We start from the raw sequence: 18,811 nt of genomic DNA on the forward strand, positions 1-18,811 counted from the left end.
AAAACTGCGAAATATCCTGCAAAGCCACAAAGTGAGACCTATACCTTTATACCTGTCGCTGCACCAATTCCTATACCCTGCAGCAAGGGTTGTTCTACTAATTCCAGTTCGAGCAGGTTGGCCCATGTATTCAGGTATAGTACCACATCATCGCACTGGTTGTGTTTCAGGTAGCGCCTGTTGGGTGGCAGCGCTTCGAGCACATTTGCATCCGAGAGTTTTTCCAGGTGAGTTAGGTCAGCTTTAGACAAGCCCCAGTACATCATCTGGTCGATGATTTCGTCCATGGGCAAACCGCTTTGCGGACAGTAATCGCGCAGTTGTTCGCTCCAGTCGCCAGGCCGCCACATGGCTGCTCCGTGGATGTGCCACTTGTCGAGCTGGGTGATGGTTTGGGCCAGATGACCGCAGTTGCAGCTGCCCATGTGTCCCCATTGGTAATTGGCGCCTTGTGCCAGTCGGTTTGCTGTCTGGCGTATTGCGGTTACCAGTTTTGCTGAACTTCTTGCCATAAGCTTGGTCCTAAAAGGTAAAGTTTAAACGCTCCCTTCTATAAAACGACAGCTGGCTTAAATGTTTTGGACAGTTACCTGATTTTCATTGCTCCCGCAGGGTTTATACCTTTGTAGCTATACCTGCTCACCTGCAAAGTCTCAAATCATGCGTCCTATACCTGTCTTCATCTGTTTACTCCTAATCTCTTTATTCTATACCGTTCCAAAAGCTGATGCCCAGATCCTGAATATTGAACGGTCCAGAATTGAGCGTGACACCGTTGATTTCCTAACGGGCAAGGCTGGGCTTAACTTTTCGATGTTTAACCGCAACGCAGGTCGGGACAACCCTAATAACTTCCTGCAACTGACCTTTAACGGTGATCTGGCTTATATTTCTAAAAAGCATACCTACTTGTTCCTCAACTACTACAACTACCTGTTGGTTAACTACGACTCCCGCGAATTGCGTAACACGGTGGCTAGCAATGGCTATTCCCATTTCAGGGTAAATCTAATGAGCCGACACAAGTTGTCGTATGAACTTTTTACGCAGTATCAGGCTGATATGGCCCGTGGTCTGGAGCGCCGTATACTGACAGGAGGTGGTGTACGCTGGTTGCTATTCCGGACAGACAACACGTCCTGGTTTGCAGGAAGCGGCCTGATGCACGAACACGAGAGCTGGAAAGATCCGGAGCAGGAGGGGGTGACCCGGGTTTCGGATTTGCTGAAGTCCTCGAATTATATCAGTTTGCGTTCTAAACTGTCTGAACAAGTCGAAACAAATAACATAGCCTATTTCCAGACAGGTTATGATCCGGAAATTAGTCGATTTCGGAATCGCATCAGCGGCGACTTGGGCCTGACTGTAAAATTGATTGGTCGTGTGTCTATGCGCACGAATTTCAACTTCACATACGAAGACAGACCAATTGTTCCGGTTACCCGTTTTATTTACGCCATTACCAACGGACTTCAGGTTGATTTTTAGTGGGGTAGCCTGTGTGAACCAACCAATAGCTTATTTGCACTGCGCATTCACGGATTTATATCAAATTTTTTTAATATAATTTGCACGGAGCCGAACAATGCACTCAACTTTGGCGTAAGTTGCGTCAAAGGATATGTTATAAGGGGTATACTCAACATGCATTTAAGCACATATTCTGTAATCGGAACGCTCAATTCTGGTAATCAACGTTTAATTAAATAACTGGCAAGTCCAGCGCGCTGCGAATGCGCATTTTTGCACTTTTTTATCGATGGAAAAAACTTCTAAAATTTACATTGCTGGCCACCGGGGCATGGTAGGCTCTGCCATTCTGCGTCAATTGGAGGCCAATGGTCATACCAATATCATAACAAGAACCTCCTCCGAACTGGACCTGCGCAACCAGCAGGCTGTGCAGGACTTTTTCGAAACCGAAAAGCCCGACTACGTTTTCCTGGCAGCTGCCAAAGTAGGGGGGATCCACGCTAACAACACCTTCCGCGCCGAGTTCCTGTATGACAACCTGATGATCGAGGCCAATATTATCCATGCTGCCCACATGTCCGGTGTCATTAAACTGATGTTCCTGGGCTCTTCGTGCATTTACCCGAAGATGGCCCCCCAGCCGCTCGAGGAAGAGTACCTGCTGACAGGTCCGTTGGAGGAGACCAACGAGCCTTATGCTATTGCCAAAATTGCGGGCATCAAGCTGTGTGAGTCCTACCGCGACCAGTACGGCAGCAACTTCATCAGCGTAATGCCGACCAACCTATACGGGTATAACGATAATTACGACCTACAGAATTCACACGTATTGCCGGCGCTAATTCGAAAAATACATGAGGCAAAGGACAACGGCGCACCTACTGTTACCGTATGGGGTACGGGCAGCCCGAAACGCGAATTCCTTTTCGCCGATGATCTGGCTGCAGCTTGTGTCTACCTGATGGATACCTATGATGGTCGTGAACTCGTGAATATCGGTACGGGTGAGGATGTTTCTATTAAAGAACTGGCAATGCTGATCAAAGATGTGATTGGCTACGAAGGTGAATTGGAGTTTGACACCTCCAAGCCGGATGGAACGCCGCGCAAACTGATGGACGTGAGCAAGCTGCACAGCCTGGGTTTCCACCACAAAATTGAACTGCGTGAAGGTATAGCATTAGCCTATGCCGATTTTAAAGAAAAATACGTGACTGCATAGTCATACCTTAAATACAACCATAAAAAGAGAATTATATTAAAGAAGCATATCACATGAAGACAGCCCTTATCACAGGCGTAACCGGACAGGACGGCGCATATTTAGCGGAGCTTTTACTGAGCAAAGGATATAAAGTACACGGTGTGAAGCGCCGTAGCTCTATGTTTAACACCGAGCGCATTGATCACCTCTACCAGGACCCGCACGAGAAGAATATCAATTTCAAGCTGCACTACGGCGACCTGACCGACTCCACCAACCTGATCCGCATCATCCAGGAAACGCAGCCGGACGAGATTTACAACCTAGCCGCCATGAGCCACGTGAAGGTAAGCTTCGACACGCCTGAGTATACGGCCAATGCCGACGGACTGGGCACACTCCGTATCCTGGAAGCCATCCGTATTTTGGGCTTAACCAAAAAGACAAAGGTATACCAGGCCTCTACTTCAGAACTCTACGGTCTGGTGCAGGCTGTTCCTCAAACAGAAACAACGCCGTTCTATCCACGCTCTCCATACGCAGTAGCGAAACTGTACGCTTACTGGATCACAGTAAACTACCGCGAGGCCTACGGCATGTTTGCCTGCAACGGTATCCTTTTCAACCACGAATCACCGCTTAGAGGTGAGACCTTCGTAACCAGAAAGATCACGCGTGCTGCCGCTCGTATCGCCATGGGCCTGCAGGACGGTCTATACCTGGGTAACCTGGACGCCAAGCGCGACTGGGGCCATGCCAAGGACTATGTGGAGGCCATGTGGCGCATTCTCCAGCAGGACGAGCCGGAGGATTTCGTGATTGCCACGGGCGTTACCACGACCGTGCGCGACTTTATCCGCATGGCTTTTGGCCACGTGGGCATCGAGCTGGAATTCAAAGGCGAGGGTGTGGACGAAAAAGGCTACGTAGCGGCCTGTAACAATCCGGAATACCAGCTGGAAATCGGCAAAGAGGTCGTGTGCGTGGATCCGAACTACTTCCGTCCGACGGAGGTGGAACTGTTGATTGGTGATGCGACCAAGTCGAAGGAGAAACTGGGCTGGGTTCCGAAATACGACCTGCAGGCTCTGGTAACCGACATGATGCAGAACGACATTGAGCTATTCAAGCGCGATACTTACCTGATGGAAGGTGGTCACCGCATCCTCAACTACCACGAGTAAATAGCTTTACCTTAGGTATAACTCAAATAAGAAACGGCAGTCTCACTTTGGTGGGGCTGCCGTTTTTGTATTAGCACAACCTTTTTAGTTAAAAAGTATAAACAGCAATTAACTGATCATAGGTATACCTTGTCTGATGATAGGTATAGTTTAGCCAATAATTTAGGAAGTATAGAGTTAGAAAAGCTCAAACTCCTTAGCGAGGTATAGGTATAGGTATAGGTATAGGTATAGGTATAGGTATAGGTATAGGTATAGGTATAGGTATAGGTATAGGTATAGGTGCGGCAGGGGAAGCCTATAAACGTAAAAAGCCCTTGCTTTCACAAGAGCTTTTAAGCGGTCTGGACGGGACTCGAACCCGCGACCTCCGCCGTGACAGGGCGGCATTCTAACCAACTGAACTACCAGACCAATACTTTGAAAAGATCAGAGTCATCTACTCTGAAAGATAAACCGCAGTTTAAATCTGCGGTCCGGACGGGACTCGAACCCGCGACCTCCGCCGTGACAGGGCGGCATTCTAACCAACTGAACTACCGGACCAAAATCTTGCATTTGTAAAGCCTACTGCTTTACTATTAATAACCGCAGGAATTTAAGCTGCGGTCTGGACGGGACTCGAACCCGCGACCTCCGCCGTGACAGGGCGGCATTCTAACCAACTGAACTACCAGACCAGAAGTATTTCGATAACGCTATCCGTTAAAGTGTCACAAATGTAGACGGTAAATTTCGATTCTGCAAGAGCAATGCTATATTTTGCCCCTATATTTTTAGTCTGAAACCGTAAGTCGCTCAAAACCAAATATTCTTTTTTTGTAGTGCACGATAAATTTCGAATAATGGCTATTCCATATTCTGAAACTGTTAAATTTGTGATTCAATCAGCAATGAGGATTTATGCTTTTGGATTTTGAACAACCTATAGCGGCCCTGGAGGGCAAACTGCAGGAAATGAAAAAACTGGCTAGCGAAAGCCAGGTAGACGTTTCGGAAGCAGTCAAAGCGCTTGAAGAAAAGATAAAGACGCTTAAGAAAGAAACCTACGCCAACCTTACCCGTTGGCAGCGTGTGCAGCTTTCGCGCCACCCCGACAGACCTTATACCTTAGATTATATTGCCGGCATTACTTCTACGTTTGTGGAGCTGCACGGCGACCGCACCGTGAGCGATGACAAAGCAATGGTAGGTGGTTTTGGTGATATAGATGGCCGTAGCGTCATGTTTATCGGGCAGCAGAAGGGCCGCAATACCAAGCAGCGCCAGATGCGCAACTTTGGCATGGCTAACCCGGAAGGTTACCGCAAAGCACTCCGACTGATGAAAATGGCTGAGAAATTTGGCCGTCCCATCGTTACTTTCATCGATACGCCGGGCGCATTTCCGGGTCTGGAAGCAGAGGAGCGTGGACAGGGGGAGGCAATTGCCCGCAACCTGAAAGAAATGTTCATGCTGAAAGTGCCGGTTATCTGTATCATCATAGGAGAGGGTGCATCAGGTGGTGCACTGGGTATAGCCATCGGTGACCGTGTGATGATGCTCGAGAACACCTGGTATTCGGTTATTTCACCTGAATCCTGCTCGTCTATCTTATGGCGCAGCTGGAACTACAAAGAGCAAGCTGCCGAAGCACTTAAACTGACAGCTACCGACATGCTGCATAACAAGCTGATTGACGGTATCATCAAAGAGCCACTTGGTGGAGCACACACGGAACCGGATAAAATGATGCGCACGCTCAAGAAAGAGATTTGTAAAATGCTGGATGAATTGGAAGGTATAGCACCCGAAGACCGTATCATGCAGCGTATCGATAAGTTTTCTGCCATGGGTGTGGTAATGGAAAGCTAGAAAGCAGTCGTAGAGTTTGATACTATAAGCGTATAATAATATCTATTCCTTGAAGTATCTCGCAGTAAAATATATAAGAGGTGGCAGCCAGACAGGTTTTGCCACCTCTTTTTGTTTTGGTAACTTTAAGCTGAGGCCTATAACTATTGGCTGAACATTGAGTAAAACGTACCACTCTATACTCTAAAACTTAAACTCCCTAACGCTTTAAAATTATGAAACTACACGTAATCGATACAGGATTCTTCAAATTGGATGGTGGAGCTATGTTTGGCGTTGTTCCCAAATCGCTGTGGCAGCGCACAAACCCTGCCGATGAAAATAATTTGTGTACCTGGGCGATGCGCTGTATACTCATTGAAGATGGTGACCGACTCATTCTGATTGATAATGGAATAGGTGATAAACAGGATGCAAAGTTCTATAGTCACTATTATCTCCATGGCGATGCTACGCTGGAGAAGTCTTTACAGGCTGCCGGTTTTTCGCATCAGGATGTCACTGATGTCTTTCTTACGCACCTGCATTTTGATCACTGTGGTGGCGGCGTTAGGTATAAGAACAGCGATGGTGCCCTGGAACTGGTTTTCCCGAACGCCACTTACTGGTCTAATGCCGACCACTGGAAATGGGCTACCGAGCCAAATGCCCGCGAAAAAGCCTCTTTCCTGAAAGAAAATATTTTACCAATGCAGGAAAGCGGTCACCTGCAGTTCGTAGACCCTAACAAGCCATCACCTTTCCCGCAATTCTATATTTTTTATGCGGATGGACACACGGATAAAATGATGGTGCCGATTATACCTTATAAAGGTCGCAAAGTGGCTTTTATGGCTGATCTGCTGCCTTCTGCGGGGCATGTGCCGTTACCCTATGTGATGGGCTATGACACGCGCCCTTTGCTAACCCTAGATGAAAAAGCTCGTTTTCTGAAGATGGCAGCTGACGAAGACTTTGTGCTATACCTGGAGCATGATGCTGTAAACGAATGTTGCACCGTACAGCATACCGAAAAAGGTGTTCGGCTGGGTTCGACTTTCTCACTTAGCGAACTTTAATGAAAAAAATTGGGCTGGCACTGTCAGGAGGCGCCGCCAGGGGAATCGCCCATTTAGGGGTGCTCAAGGCATTTGACGAACTAGGTATAAAGCCAGCCATACTTTCCGGGGTAAGTTCTGGCGCTATTGTAGGCGTATTCTATGCGGCCGGTTACAGCCCAGATGACATCCTGCGCCTTATAAAAGAGCTGCGTATCTACCGCATTCTGCGACTGGCCATCGGGCAAGTCGGTATTCTGCACCTCGATGCCGTTGAGAAGTTGTATTATCGTTACTTGGGTGAGCAAGCTACTTTTGAAGACTTAACTATACCTGTCATCATTGGTGCAACGGATATGCATGCCGGAGCAACCATCAACTTTTCGAATGGAGAACTGATTAAACCATTGCTTGCCTCTTCAGCGGTGCCTATTCTGTACAGACCTGTTCAATACCAGGGTATGCTGCTCAACGATGGCGGCCTGCTCGATAATCTTCCGATCGAGGCTCTGGCAGGAAAATGTGACGTTAAAATAGGTGTACACAGCAACCCGCTCAATCATGAGGCGCGCATCACCAGCCTACGGAGTATGATAGAGCGAACGGCACATTTGGCCATTAATAACAACGTACGACTTCGTCGCCACCTATGCGATTTTTTTATTGAACCACCCGAGCTAAAACATTACAGATTAATGAGTTTCAGTAAGGCAGATGCGCTTTTTGATATTGGTTATAAGTACACCATAAGCATAAAAGAGGAGTTAATGGAGGCAATTAGTTGAGTGTGGCATATTTTAATGAAAAATCTTTCATTAACTAATTTTATTTTTCTAATATTAGAAGAGTAATTACAATCTATTTCTTGCTTTGCCCGTAAAAACCAGCATATTCAACCCAACTCTACTATGCTACAACGTACCTTTACCCTTATTGTAGCCCTATTTTTTATTGGCATTTATTCTCTTAGGGCCCAAGAAAATGAGAGCTCTCTCATCAGAGCTAAAATAAAACACGGCTCGCTTTTGTTAGGAGGTAATCTTCAGGGAAGTTACCAGGTCACATCAAGTGAGTTAAACAGTTCAGGTCAGGAAGTAACCGGCCGGCGTATCGATTTTAACTTGCGCAGTAAAAACGGCTATTTTGTGCTCGAAGACCTTGTGGTGGGGCTCGACCTGAGTGTACTGCATCAGAGTAATAAACTAACTGATGTGTCAGATAGGGTGAGCGAGCCGCGTAGGGAAACATTTGTTATGGCAGGTCCTTTCCTACGCTATTATATGCTGAATGGTGTATTTGGTGAGCTTACTATGCTGGCCGGTCTGAATAACTTTAATGACGTCAATCAGAAGTATAAAGCGCTGGAAGGCGGAGTAGGCCTGGGTTACGCTTTTTTTCTCAACAAGCAATTCTCCCTAGAGCCAGTATTATCAGTGCGTTATTTCCGGAAAGTGGATCGAGACGGGAGAGCCTATAGCGAGTTTGGTCCAATGATCGGCTTCGGTTTACAGGCATATTTACTGCGTCAGAAATCCCATGTGATCAAACGGGCCCTCTAAGGTTCTGTTTTTACAGAGAATATACTATATTTGAAATGCTAATCCATTATCTCGTGCTGAGTTGTGGGTTAGCATTTTTTTATAGCCTATTATATGTTAGCAAAAGCAATTTCAAAACTTATCTTCAAGATGGCAGGCTGGAAGTTAAATGGCAACCTGGCTCCGGACCAGCGACGCTGTGTGATGGTGGCTGCGCCGCATACCAGCAACTGGGATTTTATTTTCGCCCGGGCCGCCTTTTACATGATGGAAGCCCCCATTCGCTTCACGATTAAGAAGGAATTCATGCGTTTTCCCTTTGGCGGTCTCTTAAAATCCATGGGTGCCCTGCCCATTGATCGCTCTAAAAATACCCGCATGGTAGATGCCATGATCAATATTATCAAGGAGACTCCTGGCGATATGTGTGTGCTCGTAACACCAGAAGGCACACGCAAATACCAGCCACGCTGGCGTCTGGGATTTTACCATGTGGCAATTGGTGCCGGAGTGCCCATTGTGCTTGGCTATGTCGACTATGCTAAGAAGGAGGCAGGGATAGGACCATCCATATATCCGACAGGGGATATTGAAGCGGATCTGGAAAAAATCAAAGCATTTTACCGTACCAAACAAGGCAAGTTTCCTGAAAATGGTGTGCTCTAGTGCGCATAATTTTTAAAAGCTGATTTTTGATGAATATAGAAAAATTAAGAGCCTACTGCCTGAATCTGAAAGGTGTAACGGAAGATGTGAAATGGGGGAATGACCTTTGCTTTCTGATCGGTGGCAAGATGTTTTGCGTGACCAGTCTGGATGGGGAACCAAGTGTCTCTTTTAAGGTGGCAGATGCTGACTATGATGAACTTGCTTCCTCAATTAGTATAATTCCGGCTCCCTACATGGCACGCAATAAATGGGTGCAGGTTCAGTCTTGGGATCGGTTAACTGGGGAGGAGTGGGAAAGTTATGTTAAGCAGTCTTATGAACTCGTTAAGTCTAAACTTACCAAAAAGCTACAAAAAGAAATAGACGCCGCTTAGGTATAGCAGTGCCTTTCGCAGTCTTGCTGATTAGGTATAGCTGATTGGTTCGAATAAAATTTTTGCTAAAAAACATAAAAGGAGCCGCTTGTTTAGAGCGACTCCTTTTATGTTTCAGGTATAGCCAATCGGCTAGGCGATCTGTCTTAAGTCAACAGGTATAACCCTGGAGATACCTGCCTCAATCATGGTGATGCCGTACATCACGTCTGTAGAGGCCATCGTGCGCTTGTTGTGCGTTACTACAATAAACTGCGACTCGTTCGAGAAGGTACGGATGATGTTGTTAAACTTGTCAATGTTCGCATCATCCAGTGGTGCATCCACCTCGTCGAAAATACAGAACGGCGCCGGCTTGAGCAAGTAGATGGCGAAGAGGAGGGAAATGGCCGTCAAGGTTTTCTCTCCACCCGACAACTGGTTAATCGTCAGCGGGCGCTTGCCCTTTGGTTGCGCCATAATTTCGATGCGCGAGTCTAGCGGGTTCTTCGGATCTGTCAATACCAAGTCGCAGTTGTCTTCTTCCGTAAACAGGCTGCGGAATACCCGGATAAAGTTCTGCTTGATCTCAGTGAAGGATGACAGAAACTTCTCTTTTGCCACGGTGTCAATCTCGTTGATGGTATCAATGAGTGCATTCTTGGCGTTAACCAGGTCATCCCGCTGCTCTGTAATAAACCTGTTGCGCTCCTCGATCTCGATATAGGCTTCGGCAGCCATGGCATTTACCGGGCCCATTTTATCCAGCGATGTTCTGATCTCACTGATATTCTTGTTCAGCTCTTCATTACTCAATTGGAACAGCCCATCGTGCTCCAACTCAGGTATAGGTTGCTCCAGTTCTTCGGTTGCAATGTTAAATTCAGCTCCCAAACGCTCCTGCACCGACACCAGTTTAATGCGTGTATCATTAATGGTCTGTTGCATCCGCATGAGGAGTTCGTCCGCATTCTGACGCTTGCGTTGAAGCTCGCGTATGGTTTTGTCTTTCTCGTCGAGCTCACCACGCAGACTAAAGTATTTCTTTTCAACAGCATCCAGTTCATAGCCAAACTCGCTGCGGGCTTCCACCATAGACTGAACCAGCGCCTCGTTCTTTTCTATAAAATCAGTAGCTTCAACTGTTTCTTCCTCTGATTTCTCCAGTTCCTGGCGCAGACCGGCGATACGCTCCTGGTTCGTCTCTACTGTCTTCTGCTTATAGCTGATTTCCTGCTGCAGAGAACCAAAGCGGTTCTTGAGTTGGTGAAACTGGATGTTCTCCTGGTTGTACATACCTGAGATCACCGTAATCTGCTCTTGCTGTTGGTTAATCTGCGAATTGAGTACAGCCATTTGCTCCTCCAACTGCTTCAGTTCCTGCATGTCCTCCTCAGCCTGTGGCGAAATCTGCTGACTCTGCACGTATAGATCGTCAAGGCGCTGTTGCAATTCCTGTTGCTTCTGATCGAAGTTTTTGCGGTTCTGCTGGTGCTGCTCGTTTTTAATGCGAACCGTGAGTAGTTCCTGCTGGAGTTTTGCCACCTCTTTTTCCAGCTGCTTGATCGCATCTTTCTGTGACTCGCTACGGTAGTTGAGCAGAATCTGCTGCTGTGCGTTAATACGGCTTTGCATCAACTCTACGCCCTGTTGCAGTTTCTCCAACTCTTCGGACAGTTGCTCCAGGTTTTGCTTGCGCCCCAAGCGGCTGCCATCAAACAGGCCTACCGAGCCTCCTGAAAGACTGAGCGGCTTCTTAATAGCGGAACCGTCTTTTAGGATGATCGTGCGGTAGTCTTCTGCTGAAAAGTCTTCTTCAGTTTCGTCGCTGATGTACACATTGCGCAACATGTACTTGAGCAGGTTGCTATATTTCTTATCAGCTTTTACGACCTCAAAAGCAGCCTTCAAAGCTCCCTCACTAAAGGTAGCTGTCGGCTCCAGTTCTTCAATTTCGGAGAGGATAATAAAGTTTGCACGGCCCTTGTTGTGCTGCTTGAGCAAGGCGATAGCATCTACGGCATCCTGCAGTTCCTCTACCACAAAGAAGTTCATGTAGGGCTCGAGATAGCTTTCGATAAGCGACTTATAATCAGGCTCACAGACAATGATATCTGAAAGGAGTGGAGCTGGATTTTTCCAGTCTTTCGACTGCGCCAGGTACTTGATCGCCTCCGGAAAACCTTCCATATTTTCGACCAGTGATTTGGTCAGGTTGTACTGGTTCTGACGAGCGTCACGTGTTCGGTTTAGCGCTACCAGCTGTTCTTTCAGCCCTTCAATATCAGTTTCTGTTTTCTCAATATTCTGTAGCAGCGACTCTTCCTTAGCCTGCAAACTCACAAGGGTAGAGGTCCTGTCTTCCAGCTCGGCCTGTGCCTCCTGTAGTTGCTCCTGCAGCAGGGCTGCGTCTTCGTCGGCTGTCAGTTGTTGCTGTCTGAGTTGCTCCAAATCCTGTGTCAGGTTATGAATCTGAACCTGGCTGATCTCAAGAGATTTATTCAGTTGGAATACGGCATTCTGCTTGATTCGCTGTTCCTGCGACAATTCTTGGGAAGCTTCCTGCAGGCTGAGCTTTTGTTCGTTCGCCTCCTGCAGCTGCTCTTTTAATGCATTCACTTGTTCTTCGGCACCTGCAAAACTGTCCTGTACCTGTATCAGTTCGTCACGCAGCTCTACAATACTCTCCTGTGTATGCTCCAGGTTGGCAGTATCCTGACTGATCTGCTGCCGAAGCTGCGTCATTCGCTCTTTCAGGAAATTGCTGCGTTCCGATTTAAGCTTGATATCATTCTCCAGTTGGCGCAGTTTGGCTGTCTGCACCTGCATGGTTTTCTGCATCTCGGCCAGCTGCTCCTGTGTCAGGTTCAGTTCGGATTTCTGGTCGGCAATAGCGTCTTCAGCTTCTGTTACAGCCAGCACATAACTCTCTTTTAGCTCAGTTTCGCGCTGCACATCCTGCTCCAGCCGCTCCAGCGTTTGCTGGTACTGGTTGATGTTGCGGCGGGCAAACTCCAGACTGAATTTCTTGTAGTCATCCTTTAACTGGAAGTACTTAATCGCCTGTTTTGCCTGGCGTTCCAATGTTTTCATGTTCTTGCCGATCTCGAAGAGTACGTCTTCTACACGCTCCAGGTCGGCATCAGTTTCTTCCAGCTTCTTGAGCGTCTGCTTTTTGCGCACACGGAACTTGGATATACCAGCAGCTTCTTCAAATAACAGTCGACGGGAGTTTTCCTTATCGTTCAGGATCTCATCTACCATCTTCAGCTCAATAATGGCGTAACTGTCAGATCCTATACCTGTGTCGAGGAAGAGCTCATTGATGTCTTTGAGTCGGCAGGTTACGCCGTTGAGCATATACTCGCTGTCGCCGTTGCGGTAGTACTTGCGCGTAACGGTTACCTGGGAGTACTCGGTCGGGAGGATGCCCTTGTTGTTGTCGAAGGTAATAGACACTTCGGCCATCTGCACCGGCTTGCGGGTTTTGGAGCCGTTGAAGATCACGTTCTCCATTTTGTCGGAGCGCAGGTTTCGGGTCTTCTGTTCTCCCAACACCCAGCGTATAGCATCCACAATATTGGATTTGCCGCAGCCATTCGGGCCCACTATACCTGTAATTCCTTCATCAAAATTAATGACGACACGGTCGCCAAAACTCTTGAATCCTTTAATCTCTAATCTTGATACTTGCATTCGCGTTTGCGGAATCTATTCAAACTAAACTCAAAAATAAGACTAATTTGTTTACCATATCACAAGGGAGCGGTATAAATATGCAGGTAGTATACCGGTGGAATACATTATTTATGCTATATTTGATAAGAGACCGAGAGCATGGAAGATTTTAAACTGATTCTATACATACTGGCCATTGTGGCTTATTTCATTTACACGGCCTGGCGCAAAGCCTTTAAAACGCCTGACGAAGATGGTCGGCCCCCGGCACCGAAGGAGCGTCCATTGGAAGAACGACCAGCGAGAAACCGTACAGACCAGGAGCGCCCTACACCACGACCTATACCTGCCACCCCATCACAGCCCCGACAGCAAAGACCGGCAGCCCCGGCTACTTCATTCGAGGATATTCTGCGGGAAATGCAAAGTAAAATGGAGCGGGCAAATGAGCAGAATAGAGCCCCTGTAGAAAAGCCTATACCTGTTTTGCAACCAATCACGAAGGTGGTAACCCAAGAGCGGACACCTAATCGTGTGCTTTCGCTGGAAAATCCAGAACAAGCCCGACTCTATAATCAGCAAAGGAAAGAGCGTATTGCTGCAGCGGATGCCCTGTACGAGACTAAGAAACAGGAACGGAGGGCAATTCCGAATGTTTATGGGGAGCTGCTGCACAATCCGCAGTCTGTTCGCCAGGCGTTCATTCTTTCAGAGATATTTAACCGGAAACAGTACTAGCTATACCTTAGTCTGTTAAAAGGATGACCGATAAGCACCCCTTAATTGGTTGAATCAGGCTAGAAGAAAATAATTCCTGCCAATCGAATAGTGAAAATTAGTCTCAGGTATAGGGTGTGAAATTTACTATAAATACTGCGTGAGGGCATAAGCCAGGATATTGGCACCCATCTGAAGTGCTTCCTGTCTTTTATTTTCGGGATCGTTGTGTACCTCTGCATCCTCCCAACCATTGCCTAAGTCTGTTTCGTAACTGTAAAAGCAAACCAGCCTGCCTTTATGGATGATGCCAAAGCCCTGTGGCGGTTTGTTGTCGTGCTCGTGGATTTTAGGCAGCCCGTTCTTGAAGGTATACTTCTGACTATAGATCGGGTGGTCAAAAGGCAACTCGACAAACTCATATTCCGGGAATACCTTCTTCATCTCCTTCCTAATGTATTGGTCCATCCCATAGTTGTCGTCGATGTGCAGGAATCCTCCGCTGATCAGGTAATTGCGCAAATTCTGTACTTCCACATCTGAAAACACCACATTGCCATGGCCTGTCATGTGCACAAAGGGATAGGTGAAGAGTTCAGGACTACCGACTTCTACCACCCCTTCTTCCGGCGCAATGTTCATGTTGAGATTTTGATTACAGAATCTTATCAGGTTTGGCAGCGAGGTTTTATTCGCATACCAGTCACCACCTCCGTTATACTTCAGTTTGGCTATTTTAAAGCTATACTTTTGCTGTGCAGCCAGTACACCACAAAACAGCATCAGGTATAGGAACAGGAGGGAGCGCTTCATAAATTAGAACATAAAAGTTTATAATGGGGCGTAGATATCGTGTAGAACGTGCAAGGTATGGCAGGCCACCAGGGCGGCTGTTTCGGTGCGTAACCGGCTCTGGCCCAACGTGACAGGCTTTATGCCTGCGTCATAGGCAGCCGCGATTTCGGTGGTAGAAAAGTCACCTTCCGGCCCGATCAGAATACAATGCTGGCGGTTGGGCTTGTAATGATCCTTAATCGATTTGGTCGCATCATCTTCCAGGTGCGCGATAAAAGTATCCTCAGGTATACAGGTTTTGATGAAGCGCTGGAAAGGTGTTAGTTCGTTCAGTAACGGAAGGTAGCCCTTCTGCGATTGTTTCATGGCACTAACCGCTATTTTTTCAATGCGGTCGAGGCGGAGTTGCTTGCGTTCGGAATACTCGCATTCCAGAAAAGTGATCGCACTGACACCAATCTCGACGGCTTTTTCTACAAACCACTCAATCCGGTCCATATTCTTAGTTGGTGCCACAGCAATGTGCACGTAATAAGGAAGTTTGCCATATTCGAGCTGCTTGTCTATTATCTGCAGCTGACAGCGCTTCTGGTGTGCATCCTGAATGATGGCTGTATACCTGCCGCCCCGACCATCCACCAGGTATACGGTGTCGCCCTGGTGCAAACGCAGTACACGGGTACAGTGCTTGGATTCATCTTCGGCCAGGTTATAGATGTCGGTATTGATGTCAGGGGTATAGAATAAGTGCACGGTAGTATTGGTTGAATGACAAAGCCTGCTACAGGTATACGAATGTAGTCAATTTTAAAACAAGGAAACAGATTGGCTTTCATAAAAAAAGCCTTCCCGCTTTAGCGAGGGCACTGAAAAAGTCCCTCATTTAGGAGCAACCCTTAGAAGCGATCAGGTAAAACCATGTTTTTACCTGATCGCTTCTCTTATTATCAGAAGTTGTGCTGGCCAACCGAACGATCACTTGTATAGCCAATCGGACTTTCAATTGTGTGTAGGGTCGGAAAGGAAGGGCGCCTGGGCGGTTTTGTGGGGAATTCCCGAGGCTTAAGCGCTTAGTTTGAGGATTCGCTTCAGGTTTACTGTGAAGATGGCCAGCGCTCCCTGCAGCTGCATGCTGGTGATGCCATAGGAGATGGCCCTGCCATAGCCATGGACGTTTTTGAGCTCGCTGTTCTTGGCTTCTATTTTATAGCGCTCCCTGGTCTTCTCCTTGAAGTAGGCTGTCTGTTGAAAGGCCTGCTGCTCCACATGGATAGGCGACTTGATGGTCACGGCATAGGTTTTTGACTTGGCTCCTGGTTTGTAGCAACCCTCTTTTAAGGGGCAGCTCCTGCATTTTTGAACGTCAAAGTAGTAGACGGTTGCCTGGTTCTTGCCACGGTTCTTTTTCCCCTGACGTGCCTTTCGCATGGCCATATGCCCGGCAGGGCATACAAACATAGCAGCGTCTTTGTTATACTCAAACCTGGCTTCCTCCTTTCGGGTGCCCTGGCTGATGACAGGGTTGAGTTTGGCCACCAGCTTTAGACTGCGGCCCTCCTTGTCCTGGAGCTTGAGGTTTTCCTTGCCTGAATAGGCCGCATCGCCGATGATGGTGTCCACCTGAAGGCCATTGGCGCGGCTTATTTGCAGAAGCTCTGGCAGTTGCGGGCCATCGCCTTTTTCGCCCGAGGTGACAAGGGCGGCGGCAATGATGCGCTCCTCTGTCATGGCCAGATGCGCTGTCATGGCCAGGTGCGTCTTGTAGCCAAAGAAGCTGCTGTCAGCCGATTTATGGCCCGTCCTGGCATCCGTGTCTTTGGAGAGCGTATGGCTCTCCTGGGTATCCTCCACCGTTTCCCTGAGCAGGTTGAGCTTCTCTCTGACGGCGGGAATCACGCACAGCGCCTGGTCCGCTTCAACGAGCTTTTCAAGCCTGCGGCAGTAAGCCAGCTGCTCTTCCAACCCGCCCGAGTCATTCTGTTCGGGCATGCGGCCCTTGATGTCTTCATCGATGCTGCAAAGGGCTTTGCGCAGCAGCCTTGAGCGTTCTCTGAGCACCTCCAGGGCGGATTGTGGATTTGACCTGGAGAGCGAGTGGGTGGCGTCCACGATAAGGGAGTGGGACTTGATGATGCCCTTTTCAAGGGCAATGGCGACCGTCTTGCTGATCAGAAGGTTCAGCAGGTCGGTGTCCTTTAAGCGGAGCTTGCGGAACTTGGTCAGGGAGCTGGGGTTGATCAGAGCCTCCTCGGGCGAGAGCTCGAGAAAGTATTTGAAGGACATATCGTAGCGCGAGCGCTCCACCACGTCCACATCGGAGACGGTGTAAATCGTCTTCAGCAACAAGTACTTGAACATGCGCACCGGGCTTTCGGCCCTGCGGCCATTGGTGGTGCAGTATTTACTGGCCAGCTCCTCGTAGATGAAAGTGAAGTCGATCAGGTCGTTGATTTTACGAAGCAGATTGTCCTGGGGGACAATCAGATCATAGAGCCCTGAATAGGGGCTTGGTTGAATTTGTTGCTGTTGCGCTACCATCTGAATGCTCTCTGATTCCACCAGGAGATACGAAAAAAGGAGCAGAAAACTTAATTCCTGCTCCTGTAATTCTCCAGTTTTCACGGAGACTTTTTCAGTGCCCTCCGCTTTAGCAGGAAGGCTTTTTTTGAGGTTTGAATGTATCTTAATTGATAGAAACTTCTACATGGGGAGCACCAGCCAGGATGTCCTCGCTTGCAAATTCAGCATACTTGCTGAAGTTTTTCACAAACTTGGATGCCAGGTCAGTGGCCTTTGCATCGTACTCCTCTTTGTTTGTCCAAGTATTACGCGGGTTCAGGATCTCGGCCGGAACGTTCGGGCAAGAGTTTGGCATTTCTACCCCGAAGATAGGATGCTTCGTGTACTCCACGTTGTCAAGCTCGCCGTTTAGTGCTGCTGTGATCATGGCGCGGGTAAAAGGCAGCTTCATGCGAGAGCCTACACCGTAGGCACCACCTGTCCAACCTGTGTTTACCAGCCACACATTTACGTTGTTCTCGGTCATCTTCTGGCCAAGCATCTCAGCATATTTGGTTGGGTGAAGCGGCAGGAAAGCAGCACCAAAGCAAGCAGAGAACGTCGTTTGTGGCTCTGTAATGCCTACTTCAGTCCCGGCCACTTTCGCAGTATAACCAGAAATGAAGTGGTACATGGCCTGGCTGGTATTCAGCTTCGAGATTGGAGGCAATACACCAAAGGCATCAGCCGTCAGGAAGAAGATATTTTTTGGAATATCAGCTCTGGATGGCTCTACCGCGTTGTCGATGTGATTAATTGGATAAGCTGTACGCGTGTTCTCTGTAACAGACTTATTCTCGTAATCTACCGTGCGTGTGCCTTCTATGAAGCGCGTGTTTTCTACAATAGAGCCAAACTTGATGGCATCCCAGATTTGTGGTTCTTTTTCACGGGTCAGGTCAATTACCTTGGCGTAGCAACCCCCTTCGAAGTTAAATACGCTGTCGGAGGTCCAACCATGCTCATCGTCACCGATCAGACCACGGTTCGGGTCAGCTGACAAAGTAGTCTTACCGGTACCTGACAAACCAAAGAAGATAGCCGTATCACCATTATTGCCTACGTTGGCAGAACAGTGCATTGACAAGGTGTTTTTCTCTTCCGGCAGGATATAGTTCAGCACACCGAAGATCCCTTTCTTCATTTCGCCTGCGTAGCCAGTGCCACCGATCAGGATGATGTTGCGGGTAAAGTTGATGATCGCGAAGTTAGCCTGACGTGTGCCATCTACTTCCGGATCAGCTTCAAATTCAGGGGCGCAGATGATGGTGAAATTAGGGTTGTGGTCTTTAAGCTCTTCTTTTTCAAGACGCAGGAACATATTGTTGCAGAAGAGGTTATGCCAGGCCTGTGTGTTTACGATGCGCAAGTCGAGACGATAGTCGGGGTGAGCACCTGCATAAGCGTCGCGCACATAAAGGCGGCGATCTTTCAGGAAGTCAACCATTTTGTCGTAGAGTCTGTCGAACTTCACAGGATCGAACGCAATGTTGATGTCGCCCCACCAAACGGTGTTTTCTGTTTTGGCGTCTTTCACCACAAAGCGGTCCTTCGGAGAGCGACCTGTAAATTTGCCTGTGTCACACATCAGAGCGCCAGTGTCAGTGAGTACGCCTTCGCCATTTTTCAGAGCCTCTTCCACTAGCTCGGCAGGAGTGAGGTTCCAGAGCACTTCTTTCGCTTCTTTGATGCCCAGGCTCTCCAGACCTACTTTACCTGATTTTATACCAGATTCTTTCATTTGAAAATA

At 48.0% G+C, this 18,811-nt stretch carries 16 protein-coding genes, 3 tRNA genes and 1 pseudogene; 10 read left to right on the forward strand and 10 right to left on the reverse strand.

Annotated features, from left to right (window positions below; translation table 11 throughout):
- Positions 1–38 precede the first annotated feature (38 nt).
- Entirely contained in the window at positions 39–512 is a 474-nt protein-coding gene (locus tag K3G39_RS02140) for a hypothetical protein (RefSeq protein ID WP_220624506.1), read from the reverse strand.
- Positions 513–660: 148 nt separating this feature from the next.
- Between K3G39_RS02140 and K3G39_RS02145 the strand changes: the two genes are divergently transcribed.
- The 3 genes and pseudogenes from K3G39_RS02145 to gmd all read left to right on the forward strand — a co-directional run bounded on the left by K3G39_RS02145 (position 661) and on the right by gmd (position 3,861).
- Positions 661–1,488: a DUF481 domain-containing protein gene (locus K3G39_RS02145; protein ID WP_220624507.1), complete on the forward strand. Its 828-nt coding sequence runs from the start codon at positions 661–663 to the stop codon at positions 1,486–1,488.
- A 265-nt stretch (positions 1,489–1,753) separates the two neighbouring features.
- Positions 1,754–2,695 (forward strand): annotated as a pseudogene (locus K3G39_RS02150) (GDP-L-fucose synthase family protein); the annotation flags it as partial.
- 53 nt (positions 2,696–2,748) lie between these two features.
- Complete coding sequence (gmd, locus tag K3G39_RS02155) at positions 2,749–3,861, forward strand: GDP-mannose 4,6-dehydratase (RefSeq protein ID WP_220624509.1); 1,113 nt, start codon at positions 2,749–2,751, stop codon at positions 3,859–3,861.
- 177 nt (positions 3,862–4,038) lie between these two features.
- Here the strand turns inward: gmd and K3G39_RS02160 are convergent, their stop codons facing one another.
- The 4 genes from K3G39_RS02160 to K3G39_RS02175 all read right to left on the reverse strand — a co-directional run bounded on the left by K3G39_RS02160 (position 4,039) and on the right by K3G39_RS02175 (position 4,541).
- Positions 4,039–4,188 carry a hypothetical protein gene (locus K3G39_RS02160; protein ID WP_220624510.1) on the reverse strand — a complete coding sequence of 50 codons (150 nt, stop codon included), beginning with the start codon at positions 4,186–4,188 and terminating at the stop codon, positions 4,039–4,041.
- Between the two features lie 13 nt (positions 4,189–4,201).
- Positions 4,202–4,275: transfer RNA gene (locus tag K3G39_RS02165), tRNA-Asp, on the reverse strand.
- Positions 4,276–4,333: 58 nt separating this feature from the next.
- Positions 4,334–4,407, reverse strand: a tRNA-Asp gene (locus K3G39_RS02170).
- 60 nt (positions 4,408–4,467) lie between these two features.
- Positions 4,468–4,541, reverse strand: a tRNA-Asp gene (locus K3G39_RS02175).
- Positions 4,542–4,764: 223 nt separating this feature from the next.
- Between K3G39_RS02175 and K3G39_RS02180 the strand changes: the two genes are divergently transcribed.
- The 6 genes from K3G39_RS02180 to K3G39_RS02205 all read left to right on the forward strand — a co-directional run bounded on the left by K3G39_RS02180 (position 4,765) and on the right by K3G39_RS02205 (position 9,333).
- On the forward strand, positions 4,765–5,715 hold the full coding sequence (locus K3G39_RS02180; protein WP_220624511.1) for an acetyl-CoA carboxylase carboxyltransferase subunit alpha: 951 nt from the start codon (positions 4,765–4,767) through the stop codon (positions 5,713–5,715).
- Between the two features lie 215 nt (positions 5,716–5,930).
- Positions 5,931–6,773 (forward strand): MBL fold metallo-hydrolase, encoded by an 843-nt coding sequence (locus K3G39_RS02185; protein WP_220624512.1) that lies wholly within the window; start codon positions 5,931–5,933, stop codon positions 6,771–6,773.
- Entirely contained in the window at positions 6,773–7,537 is a 765-nt protein-coding gene (locus K3G39_RS02190; protein ID WP_220624513.1) for a patatin-like phospholipase family protein, read from the forward strand. The genes K3G39_RS02185 and K3G39_RS02190 overlap by 1 nt, the downstream gene beginning before the upstream one ends.
- A 240-nt stretch (positions 7,538–7,777) precedes the next feature.
- A complete protein-coding gene (locus K3G39_RS02195) occupies positions 7,778–8,311 on the forward strand; it encodes a hypothetical protein (protein WP_220624514.1) in 534 nt (177 codons plus the stop codon).
- Positions 8,312–8,404: 93 nt separating this feature from the next.
- Entirely contained in the window at positions 8,405–8,956 is a 552-nt protein-coding gene (locus K3G39_RS02200; protein WP_220624515.1) for a 1-acyl-sn-glycerol-3-phosphate acyltransferase, read from the forward strand.
- 29 nt (positions 8,957–8,985) lie between these two features.
- A complete protein-coding gene (locus K3G39_RS02205) occupies positions 8,986–9,333 on the forward strand; it encodes an MmcQ/YjbR family DNA-binding protein (RefSeq protein ID WP_220624516.1) in 348 nt (115 codons plus the stop codon).
- Between the two features lie 132 nt (positions 9,334–9,465).
- Here the strand turns inward: K3G39_RS02205 and smc are convergent, their stop codons facing one another.
- Complete coding sequence (smc, locus tag K3G39_RS02210; RefSeq protein ID WP_220624517.1) at positions 9,466–13,008, reverse strand: chromosome segregation protein SMC; 3,543 nt, start codon at positions 13,006–13,008, stop codon at positions 9,466–9,468.
- Positions 13,009–13,149: 141 nt separating this feature from the next.
- Between smc and K3G39_RS02215 the strand changes: the two genes are divergently transcribed.
- A complete protein-coding gene (locus K3G39_RS02215; protein ID WP_220624518.1) occupies positions 13,150–13,728 on the forward strand; it encodes a hypothetical protein in 579 nt (192 codons plus the stop codon).
- Positions 13,729–13,854: 126 nt separating this feature from the next.
- On the opposite strand, the gene K3G39_RS02220 is transcribed toward K3G39_RS02215, so the two are convergent.
- From K3G39_RS02220 to pckA, 4 genes are all read right to left on the reverse strand, one after another.
- Positions 13,855–14,520: a DUF4159 domain-containing protein gene (locus K3G39_RS02220; RefSeq protein WP_220624519.1), complete on the reverse strand. Its 666-nt coding sequence runs from the start codon at positions 14,518–14,520 to the stop codon at positions 13,855–13,857.
- Positions 14,521–14,538: 18 nt separating this feature from the next.
- Positions 14,539–15,255 (reverse strand): 16S rRNA (uracil(1498)-N(3))-methyltransferase, encoded by a 717-nt coding sequence (locus K3G39_RS02225; RefSeq protein WP_220624520.1) that lies wholly within the window; start codon positions 15,253–15,255, stop codon positions 14,539–14,541.
- 309 nt (positions 15,256–15,564) lie between these two features.
- Positions 15,565–17,040 (reverse strand): IS1182 family transposase, encoded by a 1,476-nt coding sequence (locus tag K3G39_RS02230; RefSeq protein WP_220624617.1) that lies wholly within the window; start codon positions 17,038–17,040, stop codon positions 15,565–15,567.
- Between the two features lie 145 nt (positions 17,041–17,185).
- On the reverse strand, positions 17,186–18,802 hold the full coding sequence (pckA, locus tag K3G39_RS02235; protein WP_220624521.1) for a phosphoenolpyruvate carboxykinase (ATP): 1,617 nt from the start codon (positions 18,800–18,802) through the stop codon (positions 17,186–17,188).
- Positions 18,803–18,811 lie beyond the last annotated feature (9 nt).

It is taken from the genome of Pontibacter sp. HSC-14F20 (assembly GCF_019599265.1).
Lineage (GTDB): Bacteria > Bacteroidota > Bacteroidia > Cytophagales > Hymenobacteraceae > Pontibacter.